At 70.2% G+C, this 10,292-nt stretch carries 12 protein-coding genes and 1 pseudogene; 11 read left to right on the plus strand and 2 right to left on the minus strand.

The window, feature by feature from the left end; translation table 11 throughout:
* The 3 genes from IBL25_RS21640 to IBL25_RS21650 form a co-directional block, all read left to right on the plus strand.
* A partial coding sequence (locus IBL25_RS21640) for a 5-formyltetrahydrofolate cyclo-ligase (protein ID WP_187780569.1) occupies positions 1-491 on the plus strand: 491 nt, incomplete at its 5' end.
* A gap of 8 nt (positions 492-499) precedes the next feature.
* Entirely contained in the window at positions 500-1,321 is an 822-nt protein-coding gene (locus tag IBL25_RS21645) for a TIGR00282 family metallophosphoesterase (RefSeq protein WP_187780570.1), read from the plus strand.
* A gap of 97 nt (positions 1,322-1,418) precedes the next feature.
* Positions 1,419-3,920, plus strand: a complete 2,502-nt coding sequence (locus IBL25_RS21650; RefSeq protein WP_187780571.1) for a choice-of-anchor I family protein — start codon at positions 1,419-1,421, stop codon at positions 3,918-3,920.
* Between the two features lie 50 nt (positions 3,921-3,970).
* Here the strand turns inward: IBL25_RS21650 and IBL25_RS21655 are convergent, their stop codons facing one another.
* Positions 3,971-4,585 (minus strand): MSMEG_1061 family FMN-dependent PPOX-type flavoprotein, encoded by a 615-nt coding sequence (locus tag IBL25_RS21655; RefSeq protein WP_187780572.1) that lies wholly within the window; start codon positions 4,583-4,585, stop codon positions 3,971-3,973.
* Positions 4,582-5,175 (minus strand): cytochrome b, encoded by a 594-nt coding sequence (locus IBL25_RS21660; protein ID WP_187780573.1) that lies wholly within the window; start codon positions 5,173-5,175, stop codon positions 4,582-4,584. The genes IBL25_RS21655 and IBL25_RS21660 overlap by 4 nt, the downstream gene beginning before the upstream one ends.
* A gap of 178 nt (positions 5,176-5,353) precedes the next feature.
* Between IBL25_RS21660 and IBL25_RS21665 the strand changes: the two genes are divergently transcribed.
* The 8 genes and pseudogenes from IBL25_RS21665 to IBL25_RS21700 all read left to right on the plus strand — a co-directional run.
* Complete coding sequence (locus IBL25_RS21665; protein ID WP_187780574.1) at positions 5,354-6,106, plus strand: YebC/PmpR family DNA-binding transcriptional regulator; 753 nt, start codon at positions 5,354-5,356, stop codon at positions 6,104-6,106.
* The gene (ruvC, locus tag IBL25_RS21670) at positions 6,103-6,615 is read left to right on the plus strand and encodes a crossover junction endodeoxyribonuclease RuvC (RefSeq protein ID WP_187780575.1); all 513 of its coding nucleotides are present in this window, start codon (positions 6,103-6,105) and stop codon (positions 6,613-6,615) included. The genes IBL25_RS21665 and ruvC overlap by 4 nt, the downstream gene beginning before the upstream one ends.
* Before the next feature lie 13 nt (positions 6,616-6,628).
* A complete protein-coding gene (ruvA, locus tag IBL25_RS21675; RefSeq protein ID WP_187780576.1) occupies positions 6,629-7,246 on the plus strand; it encodes a Holliday junction branch migration protein RuvA in 618 nt (205 codons plus the stop codon).
* Entirely contained in the window at positions 7,243-8,271 is a 1,029-nt protein-coding gene (gene ruvB / locus IBL25_RS21680; RefSeq protein WP_187780577.1) for a Holliday junction branch migration DNA helicase RuvB, read from the plus strand. The genes ruvA and ruvB overlap by 4 nt, the downstream gene beginning before the upstream one ends.
* Before the next feature lie 5 nt (positions 8,272-8,276).
* The gene (locus IBL25_RS21685) at positions 8,277-8,717 is read left to right on the plus strand and encodes a YbgC/FadM family acyl-CoA thioesterase (protein WP_187780578.1); all 441 of its coding nucleotides are present in this window, start codon (positions 8,277-8,279) and stop codon (positions 8,715-8,717) included.
* Positions 8,718-8,756: 39 nt separating this feature from the next.
* Positions 8,757-9,482: a protein TolQ gene (tolQ, locus tag IBL25_RS21690; protein WP_187780579.1), complete on the plus strand. Its 726-nt coding sequence runs from the start codon at positions 8,757-8,759 to the stop codon at positions 9,480-9,482.
* 3 nt (positions 9,483-9,485) lie between these two features.
* Positions 9,486-9,986 carry a protein TolR gene (gene tolR, locus IBL25_RS21695; RefSeq protein ID WP_187780580.1) on the plus strand — a complete coding sequence of 167 codons (501 nt, stop codon included), beginning with the start codon at positions 9,486-9,488 and terminating at the stop codon, positions 9,984-9,986.
* Positions 9,987-10,005: 19 nt separating this feature from the next.
* Positions 10,006-10,292 (plus strand): annotated as a pseudogene (locus tag IBL25_RS21700) (hypothetical protein); the annotation flags it as partial.

Raw genomic sequence — 10,292 nt, forward strand, 5'->3', positions numbered from 1 at the left:
CCGGCGCCGCCGAGGCCCTGGCCCAGGTCGTGCTGCGCGAATGCCCGCCGCCGCGTGGGGCGCTGGTCGCCGGCTTCTGGCCGATGGGCGACGAGATCGACATCCGCCCCCTGTTGCACCGCCTGGAAGCCGCTGGCCATGCCCTGGCGCTGCCGGTGACGCCGGCGCGCGGCCAGCCGCTGGTCTTCCGGCGCTGGCGCTTCGGGCAGCCGCTGGTGCCGGGCCGCTTCGGGACCTCGGTGCCGCCGGAGGAGGCGGAAACCGTGGCGCCGGAAGCCCTGCTGGTGCCCCTGCTGGCCTTCGACGCCACCGGGCTTCGGCTGGGCTATGGCGGTGGTTATTACGACCGCACGCTGGCATCGCTGCCCGGCGCCTGGGCGCTGGGCGTTGCCTTTGCCGGCCAGCAGGTGGCAAAGGTGCCCGCGGGCACGCATGACGTGCCGCTGAACGGCATCGCCACCGAAGCCGGTTTCTTCCGTACCGAAGGGTAATCTGTTCCTTGCGCATCCTGTTTCTGGGCGACGTCGTCGGGCGCGCCGGCCGCGACGCGGTCACCACTGAACTGCCCGGCCTGCGGGCCCGCCTGCGTGCCGACCTGGTCGTGGTGAATGTGGAGAATGCCAGCCATGGCTTCGGCGTCTCTCCGGACATGGTGCGTGCCTTCCTGGCGGCGGGCGCGGATGCGCTGACGCTGGGCAACCACTCCTGGGACCGCAAGGAGATCATCGGCTTCATCGACGGCGAGCCGCGCCTGGTGCGGCCGCTGAACTACCCGCCCGGCACGCCGGGGCGCGGCGCCACGGTGGTGGAGGTGCCCGGCGGCCGCAAGGCGCTGGTGATCAATGCCATGGGCCGCCTGTTCATGGAGCCGCTGGACGACCCCTTCCGGGGCGTGCAGGGGGTTCTGGCGCAGCACAGCATGGGCGCCGGCGGCACGGTGCAGGCCGTGCTGATCGATATGCATGCCGAGGCGACCAGCGAGAAGATGTCGATGGCGCACAGCTTCGACGGGCGGGCTTCCCTGGTGGTGGGCACGCATACGCATGTGCCCAGCGCCGACCACCGCATCCTGGAGAACGGCACGGCCTATATGACCGATGCCGGCATGTGCGGCGACTACGACAGCGTCATCGGCATGCAGAAAGGCGCCGCCGCGCTGCGCTTCTGGAAGAAGGTGCCGGGCGAGAAGCTGGCCCCGGCGGAGGGGCCGGCCAGCATTTCCGGCGTCTTCGTGGAAACCGACGACGCCACCGGCCTGGCCCTGCGGGTGGCGCCGGTGCGGATGGGCGGGCAACTGGCGCCTGCCATGCCTGAATTCTGAGGGGCGCGGCCGGGTGTCATCGATCCTTCACCCGGCCGTAAAGTAAAGGAAGCGTAACCTGGGCTAGCGGCGGGCATCCACCGGAACAGTGAGCCCGATGCCCGCCACGATTACCGCCTCCCAGCTTTTCGCGACCGCTCATGCCACCCTGGGTGGCAGCGCCACCGGCGGCGCCGAGGTCTCGGCCTATGACGCCACGCGCGAGATCATCTTCATCCTCGGCCCCAATGGTGTGGATGCGCTGGACGCCGCCACCGGCACGCTGCGCTTCGCGCTGCCCTTCAGCGCCACCGGCCTGGCAGGCAGCATCGGCGGCACCAGTGTCGCGGTGAAGGGTGACCTGCTGGCGGTCTCCTATGAGGGTGCCACCAACGGGCTGAACGGCCATGTCGCTTTCTACCGGCTGGACGCCGCCGGCACCGCCGCCACGTTGCTGCAGACGGTGGAGGTGGGCGCGACGCCGGACCAGATCGGCTTCACGCCCGATGGCAGCCGCCTGCTGGTGACCATCGAGGGCCAGCCCTACGACTACGACGCTGCCCAGGTGCCCGCCGGCACGCAATCCGATGCCCCTGGCGGCGTGACGGTGATCGATACAGCCACCCTGACCCCCACCTTCGTGGGCTTCGACGGTTTCGACGCCGATGCCCTGCGCGCCGCCGGCGTGCGCATCAAGGCGGGCGCCACGGCGGCGCAGGACCTGGAGCCGGAATACACCACCATCTCGGCCGATGGCACCAAGGCTTATGTCACGCTGCAGGAGAACAACGCCATCGGCGTGCTGGACCTGCAGACGCTGAAGTTCACCGATGTCTTCGCGCTGGGCACCAAGGACCACTCGCTGGAGGGCAATGGCATCGACCCCTCCAACCGCGATGGCGGCGTGGACATCCGCACCGTGCCGGTGCGCGGCCTCTACATGCCCGATGGCATCGCCAACTTCGAGCACAACGGCAAGACCTACCTGGTCACCGCCAATGAGGGCGATGCCCGCGAATACGGCGACTACGAGGATACCGCCCGCGTCGCCGACCTGGTGCTGGACGAGGCCGCCTTCGGCGGTGCCGCCGCCGTGGCCGCCTTGCAGCAGAACAGCAACCTGAGCCGCCTGACCGTGTCCTCCGTGGATGGCGACATCGACGGCGACGGTGATCTCGACGTGCTCTACGCCCTCGGCGGCCGCAGCATGTCGATCTGGGAAGTGGGCGAGGACGGGCTGACCCAGGTCTACGACTCCGGCGACCTGATGGAGCGCATCCTGGCCGCCGATTTTCCCGGGCTGCTGGATGACGACCGTTCCGACGACAAGGGGCCGGAGCCGGAGAGCGTCACGCTCGGCCGGGTGGATGGCAAGCTCTATGCCTTCGTGGCGCTGGAGCGGTCGGATGCCGTGATGGCCTTCCGCATCGATAGCCCCACCGAGGTTTCCTATGCCGGCGTGATTCCGGTCGGTGGTGACGCGCCGGAGGTGGTCACCTTCATCCCGGCCGAGGATGCGCCGGGCGGGCTGGGCGAGCCGCTGCTGATCTCGCCGAACGAGGGCGACGGCACCACCAATGGCCTGCTGCTCTCCTTCCCGCTGCTCGGCACCGAGGCCGCCGACGTGCTGCGCGGCACCAGTGGCAACAACACGGTCGAGGCCGGTGGCGGCGACGACCTGATCTTCGCGTCCGGCGGCCAGGACGTGGTGGCGGGCGGCGCCGGGCGCGACACGCTGCGCTTCGAGGCACTGACGCTGGGCGAGGCCACGCTGGCCCGAGGTGCCGATGGCGCCATTTCCGCCCTGGCCTGGAGGGATGCGGCGGGGCAGCACAACACCGCCTTCACCGGCGTCGAGACGGTGGAGCTGCTGGACGGCACCATCTCCTTCACGGGCGACAGCGCCGGGGCGCAGGTTTCCGCGCTGTACCGCGCGCTCCTGGGGCGGGAAGCAGAGGCCGCCGGCCTGTCCTTCTGGGCGGCCCAGGCGGAGGGCGAGGGCCTCTCCGGCGCCGCCGCCGGTGTGCTGGCCTCGGCCGAGGCGCAGGCGCATCTGGGCGGGCTGACGCAGGACCAGGTGATCGGTCAGCTCTACCAGCAGGTATTGGGCCGTGAGGCGGGTGCCGAGGAGATCGGCTTCTGGCGTGGCCAGGCGCAGCAGGGCGGCCTGGCGGGTGTCGCCGCCGGCATCGCCGGCTCGGCCGAGGCGGCGGCGGACCCGACGGGTGCCGCGGCGGCTGGTATCCGCATCGTGGACGCGGACGCGGCCTGGATCGGCCACGGCTATGCCGGCCTGCTGGGCCGGGCGGTGGACCTCGCCGGGCTGGCTGGCTTCAGCGCGCTGATGGAGCATGGGCTGGACCAGCAGGGGCTGGTGGCCGGCATCGTCGGCTCCCGCGAATACACGGTGCTGACCGGCGGGATGGATGACACGGCTTTCGTGGAATCGCTCTACCAGGGCGTGCTAGGCCGTGCGGCCGAGGCGGAAGGGTTGGCCGCCCATCTTGGCTCCCTCCAGGCCGGCGCCAGCCGCGCCGAACTGGCCTTCAACATCCTGCATTCCGAGGAAGGCATGGCCGGCTACCGCCAGGTGCTGACGGATGGCGTGGACCTGATCTGACGGCAGAAGGAGCGGGGGGGGGGGCCGGACCGGGCCGCTCCGCCTCCGGCTCAGTAAAGGGTGGAAGCCACCACGGGCCCGCGCTCGCGGTCGTATTCCTCGGCGACCACCAGCCCCTTGGTATGGGCTTCCAGCAACTGGCCGGCGCTGGGCACCGGCGCCGGAGCCTCAGGTGCCTTCCAGAGCTTGGAGCGCACAATGGCCCGGGCGCATTGCATGAAGACTTCCTCGACGGAGATCAGCATCACCGTGACCGGAAGCTGCCCCTGCACGGCATAGCGGGCGCAGAGCGCCGGGTCCGTTGTCAAGCGCGCCTTGCCGGCCACGCGCAGCGTCTCACCCACGCCGGGCACCATGAAGAGCAGGGAAACGGCGGGGTTGTCCACCACGTCCCGCAGCGCGTCGATGCGGTTGTTGCCGCGCCGGTCGGGCAGGGCGAGGGTGGTCTCGTTCACCACATCCACGAAGCCGGGGGCATCGCCGCGCGGCGTCACATGCGGGCCGCGCGCGCCGAAGGTGGCCAGCACGGCGAAGGGGCTGGCGCCGATGAAGCTGGCGGTGCGCGGGTCGATGCGGTCCGCCACCTTCTTCAGCACCAGCTCCCGCGGCGGGGCATAGAGCGCCTGGAGCTGTTCGGGCGTGGTGATGGCGTGGGCATCGGTCATGCGGCGGTTCTTTGCTGCTGGACGTTGCTGGGGCCGGCGGGCATGCGCCCGGCCATGCGCTGCAGCACATCGTCGCGCCACAGCCAGCGATGCACAACCACCATCAGCACGTGGCCGGCGACCAATGCCAGCAACGTCCAGGCCAGCAGGCCATGGGCGGCACTGGCCGGCGCCACCATCCAGCCCACCGGTCCGCCCTGGAAGGGGGAGAAGAGCGGGATGCCGAAGAAGGCCAGGCCTCGGCCGCTGCCGGCGGCGCGCAGCAGCGCCAGGGAAGGCACCACCAGCATCATGGCATAGAGCAGCAGGTGCCCGGCGGTGGCCAGCCGGCCCATCAGCCCGGGCGCATGGCCCGGGCGGCGGCGGGCATTGGCCAGCCCCCAGGCACCCCGCAGCAGCACCAGCAGCAGGAGCAGCGTGCCGATGCTGGCATGGCTGCCGACCATGAAGGCCGTCAGCGGATGCCGCCCGACCAGGATACGCACGGCCATGCCGGCGAACTGCCAGGCGAAGAGCGCCGCCATGCCCCAGTGCAGCGCGCGGCTGACCAGCCCATAGCGCTGCGGGGTATCGAGCCAGGGACTGCTCATGCGATGGGGCCTCCTGTGCATTGCAGCACTGTCATGCGGCAGGCCGCGGGGCGAAGCCAAGAGCGAAAGCGTCTCAGTTGCAGCATGTCACAGAAGCCGGACCCTCGCATCCGGCGGCGGGCGGCGGTATAGGGGCGGCACAGCCCGGAACAACACGAGAATCCCGGAGAAGCAGCGCGTGGCCGGCCATTCCCAGTTCAAGAACATCATGCACCGCAAGGGTGCGCAGGATGCCAAGCGCGCCCGCGCATTCGCCAAGCTGATCCGAGAGATCACGGTCAGCGCCCGCCAGGGCCTGCCTGACCCGGCCTTCAACCCGCGCCTCCGCTCGGCGGTGCAGGCGGCGCGGGTGGCCAATATGACCAAGGACACCATCGACCGCGCCATCAAGAAGGCCTCGGGTGAAGGCGGCGGCGAGGATTACGTGGAGATGCGCTACGAGGGCTACGGCCCCGCCGGCGTCGCCATCATCGTCGAGGCGCTGACGGACAACCGCAACCGCACGGCTTCCGACATCCGCTCCGCCTTCTCCAAGTTCGGCGGTGCGATGGGCGAGACGGGCTCGGTCTCCTTCCAGTTCGAGCGCAGCGGCGTCATCCGCTACCCGGCCGGCGTGGCCGATGCCGATGCCATGCTGGAAGCCGCGATCGAGGCCGGCGCCGATGACGTGGAAAGCACCGAGGAAGGCCACGAGGTCCGCACGGGCATCGAGGACCTGTTTTCCGTGCGCGACGTGCTGGAAGAGAAGTTCGGCCCCGCCGAGAGCGCCAAGCTGGAATGGCGCCCCAATGTGACGGTGGAGCTGGACGAGGAGAAGGCGCGCTCTGTCATGAAGCTGATCGACGTGCTGGACGAGCATGACGACGTGCAGACCGTGACCGCCAATTTCGAGGTCTCGGACGCCGTGGCGCAGGCGCTGGCGGAAGCATGAATACCGTCCGGTTGCTCGGGCTGGACCCTGGCCTCCAGCATACCGGCTGGGGCGTCGTGGAAAGCACGGGCAACCGGCTGCGGCATATCGCCGATGGCGTGGTCTCCACCACCGCCGACCTGCCGCTGGCCGAGCGGCTCTGCCAGCTCCACCGGGCGCTGAACGCGCTGATGGAGATCTGGAAGCCGGATGAGGCGGCGGTGGAGCATACCTATGTCAACAAGAACCCTGGCGCGGCGCTGAAGCTGGGCCAGGCGCGCGGCGTGGTGCTGCTGGCGCCAGCGCTGGCCGGGCTGCCGGTGGCCGAGTACCAGGCCATGGAAGTGAAGCGCGCCGTGGTTGGCACCGGGCACGCGGACAAGATCCAGGTGGCCGACATGGTGCGCCGCCTGCTGCCCGGCGCCACGCTGAAGCGGGCCGATGCCTCGGACGCGCTGGCGGTGGCAATTTGCCACGCCCATCACCGGGGCAGCAGGCTGGCGCTGGCGAAGGGATATGTGCCGGCATGATCGGCAAGCTGCCATGATCGGAAAACTCACCGGCAAGCTGGACACCGCCTTCGAGGGCGGCTGCATCTTCGACGTGAACGGGGTGGGCTATCTGGTCGCCTGCTCCTCCCGCGCGCTCTCGGCACTGCCGGCGCCGCCGGCCGTGGCCTCGCTGCTGATCGAGACGGCGGTGCGGGAGGATGCCATCACCCTCTACGGCTTCGCCGATGCCGCCGAGCGCGACTGGTTCCGCCTGCTGACCGGCATCCAGAGCGTGGGGCCGAAGGTGGCGCTCTCCCTGCTCTCGGCCCTCTCGCCGGCCGACATGGCCCGCGCCATCCTGGCCGGGGACAAGGGCTCGCTGACCCGCGCGGCGGGCGTCGGCCCGAAGCTGGCGGTGCGGCTGATTTCTGAGCTGCAAAGCAAGGTCGGTGGCATGCCCATCGGCCCCGCCTTCGCCCCCAGCACCGGCGCCGCGCTGCCGTTGCCCGCCAATTCCGTGGTGGCCGAGACCGTCTCCGTGCTGCTGAACCTCGGCTGGCGGCGGCCCGAGGCGCAGGCCGTCGTCACCCGCGTGGCCGACCGGCTGGGCGAGGGGGTGGCCCTGGAGCAACTGATTCGTGAGAGCCTGAAGGAGCTGGCACCCCGATGAGTGGCAGCGACCGCATTTCCGATCCTTACCGCAGCGAGGAAGACGCCGCCGAGGCGACGCTGCGCCCGCAGACCCTGGACGACTTCACCGGCCAGAAGGCGCTGCGCGAGAACCTCTCCATCTTCATCCAGGCCGCCAAGGCGCGGGGCGAGGCGCTGGACCACGTGCTGCTGCACGGCCCGCCGGGCCTGGGCAAGACCACGCTGGCGCAGATCGTGGCTCGGGAACTGGGCGTGGGCTTCCGCGCCACTTCCGGCCCCGTGTTGCAGCGGGCCGGTGACCTTGCGGCCATCCTGACCAACCTGCAGCCGCGCGACGTGCTCTTCGTGGACGAGATCCACCGCCTGCAGCCGGCGATCGAGGAAACCCTCTATCCCGCGATGGAGGATTTCCAGCTCGACCTGATCATCGGGGAGGGGCCTGCGGCCCGCACCGTGCGGATCGACCTGCCGCCTTTTACCCTGGTAGGCGCCACCACGCGGGCCGGCCTTTTGGCCACGCCGCTGCGCGACCGCTTCGGCATTCCGCTGCGCCTACAATTCTATACACCCGAGGAGCTGCTGCTGATCGTCCGCCGTGGCGCGCAGAAGCTCGGCTTCTCCCTGACCGAGGATGGTGCGCGGGAGATCGCCAACCGCTCCCGCGGCACACCGCGTATTGCCGGGCGGCTGCTGCGGCGGGTGCGGGATTTCGCGCTGGTCTCCGGCAAGGATGCCGACCGGGCCATGGCCGACGATTCGCTGCGGCGGCTGGAAGTGGACGCGCGCGGGCTGGATGCGCAGGACCGCCGCTACCTCCGCCGCATCGCCGAGCATCATGGCGGCGGGCCGGTGGGCGTGGAAACGCTGGCCGCCGCGCTCTCCGAGGGGCGGGACACGCTGGAGGAAGTGGTGGAGCCCTACCTGATCCAGGAAGGCTTCGTTCTTCGCACCCCACGCGGCCGCGTGCTGGGCGAGCCTGGCTGGCGCCACCTTGGCATGACGCCTCCGCAGGGCAGCCAAGCGGATCTGCTGGGGGGCTTCTGAAGTCGATGTGGCCGCACCGTTTTCCGCTGCGCGTTTATTTCGAGGACACGGACGCCGGCGGGATTGTTTACCACGCCAATTACCTCCGCTGGGCGGAACGGGCGCGTACTGAATCGTTGCGTGCCATAGATTTGCCGCATCAACTTATGATCCAACGTCACGCTTCGTTGCTCGTGGTGCGACGGCTCGAAGTGGAGTATGTGGCCCCCGCGCGGCTCGACGATTCGCTGGTGGTCGAGACAGGCGTGCTGGCGTTGCGCGGCGCCTCGGTCGATCTCGACCAGAGGGTGCTGGATGCGGCGTCGGGGGCCGAAAGGGCGAGGCTCAAGGTCGGGCTGGTTTGTGTGCGGAGCGAGAACATGCGCCCCGTGCCGATCCCCGAACCCTGGCGCAGTGCCTTGCGGAACGGAATGACTGAGCGGGGCGGCCTGACGCCGCCCGCTTGACGGGATGAAGGGCCGCCGTGGCGGCCCGGGGCGAAGGAGATGGCCGTGGGTGGCAGCGTGAGTGCGTCGGATCTCGGCCAGGTGGCGCACGACCTCTCCCTGTGGGGTCTGTTCCTGCAGGCTGATTGGATTGTGAAGCTCGTGATGCTGGGGCTGATTGCCGCCAGCATCTGGGTCTGGGCGGTGGTCTTCGAGAAGGTGACGAGCCTGCGCCGGGCGAACCGCGCGGCGGATGCCTTCGAGGACAAGTTCTGGTCGGGTGGCAGCCTGGAGCAGCTTTTCCAGTCGGAAGGCGAGCGCCCGAGCCACCCCATGGCCGCTGTCTTCGGCGCCGCCATGCGGGAATGGGAGCGCAGCTCCACCCGCCCGGGTGAAGGCGCCCCCGCCGGCGTCGGCATGCAGCAGCGGGCCGAGCGGGCCATGACCGTCGCCATCCAGCGCGAGATGGACGGCATGGAGCGCTGGATGGTCTTCCTGGCCTCCGTCGGCTCGGTCGGCCCCTTTGTCGGCCTCTTCGGCACGGTCTGGGGCATCATGAATTCGTTCAGCGCCATCGCCGGCATGAACAACACCAACCTGGCCGTGGTGGCCCCCGGCATCGCCGAGGCGCTCTTCGCCACCGCCATCGGCCTGGTGGCCGCCATCCCGGCGGTGCTGGCCTACAACAAGATCACCACCGACCTGTCGCGCTTCGCCGGCCGCCTGGAAGGCTTCGCCACCGAATTCGCCGCCATCCTCTCCCGCCAGGCCGAGGAGCGCGTCTGAACCATGGCGATGTCCGGGATGGGCGGCGGCAAGGGCCGCGGCCGCTACCGCGCGATGGCCGAGATCAACGTGACGCCGCTGGTCGACGTCATGCTGGTCCTGCTGATCATCTTCATGGTGGCGGCGCCGCTGATGACGGTAGGCGTGCCGGTGGACCTGCCCAAGACCAATGCCTCGGCCCTCAATCAGGAAACCGAGCCGCTGACCATTTCCGTCAATGCCGAGGGCCGGATCTTCATCCAGGAATCCGAGGTGCCGATGGAGGGTCTGGTGGACCGCCTGCGCGCCATCCTGGCCGAGCAGCCCGCCGGGGCGCCGGAACGCCGCATCTTCGTGCGCGGCGACCGGGGCATCAATTACGGCCGGGTGATGGAGGTGATGGGCACCGTCTCCGCCGCCGGATTCACCAAGGTCGCCCTGCTGGCCGAGCAGCCCTCGGGCACGCCGGCGGCCGGTGGCGCGCGCCCCGCGACCCCCGCGCCCGCCCAGCCGCAGCGGCGCTAAGAGGAACGGCATTTCCCTGATGGCCCGTTCTGGCCTCCGCTTCTGGGCGACCGTCTCGGCGGCACTGCATGCGCTGATCGCGCTGCTGCTGCTGATCGGCCTGCCCAAGCCCGAACTTCAAGAGCCGCAAGAGCAGGCCATCACGGTCGAGCTGATGCCGGCCGATAACCCGCAGCTTGCCCAGGCGCCCAACCCGCTGCCCCTGCCGGCGCCCCCGGCGCCCGAGCAGGCGCCGGATGCGACCCAGCCGGTGACGCCGGACCTGCCGCAGTCGGCCACGCCGACTCCGCCGCCGCCACCCCCGCC

It is taken from the genome of Pseudoroseomonas ludipueritiae, assembly GCF_014490445.1.
GTDB lineage: Bacteria > Pseudomonadota > Alphaproteobacteria > Acetobacterales > Acetobacteraceae > Pseudoroseomonas > Pseudoroseomonas ludipueritiae.